This is a genomic window from Synechococcus sp. H55.10, assembly GCF_047502715.1.
GTDB lineage: Bacteria > Cyanobacteriota > Cyanobacteriia > Thermostichales > Thermostichaceae > Thermostichus.
Window position 1 is genome coordinate 1 of sequence record NZ_JANSJJ010000263.1, and the last position, 530, is coordinate 530.

Genomic DNA, 530 nt, shown 5'->3' on the forward strand with positions numbered 1-530 from the left:
GCTTCAGCCAGGGGCAGTACGACCTGGCTATCCGCTACTACAAAGACGCAGTAGCAGCGGATCCCGGCTATGTGACCGCTTGGAACAACCTGGCCCATGCCTACGAGAAGAAAAATCTCTACGGCCCCGGCCTAGAGGCCTACGAGACGGTGCTGAAACTGGATCCAAAGAATGCCATTGCCAAGCGCCGCGCCGGATCCCTGCGCAGACGTTTGCAGCCCAGCCCCCGCGGCTGACCACGTTTTATCTGTATAGATGTCTGTGCAGATATGTATAAATACTTATGGCAGCTTGCCTATCGATTTTAAGATTACAACATCATAAACATTGGTGAGTGACTCAAGTCACCCGAAGGCTTTTCCGCGTTGCCGGGGCTGGTATTATGTCTTAAAAAACGAGAGGCCATTTCATGGATGCACAATCGGTGGCACCTGTGGTTCTGGTAATCCTGGATGGCTGGGGTTATCGCGAGGCCCCTGATGGCAACGCTGTCCTGTCCGCCCGAACCCCTGTTGTGGATAGCCTATGGG

2 protein-coding genes are annotated in these 530 nt (G+C 54.2%); both read left to right on the forward strand.

All coding sequences use genetic code 11. From position 1 onward, the window contains the following. The coding region (locus NW858_RS13050) for a tetratricopeptide repeat protein (RefSeq protein ID WP_414520652.1) at positions 1–236 on the forward strand (236 nt) is incomplete at its 5' end. 173 nt (positions 237–409) lie between these two features. Beyond that, positions 410–530 (forward strand): hypothetical protein (locus tag NW858_RS13055; protein ID WP_414520653.1); only part of this gene is annotated, 121 nt, incomplete at its 3' end.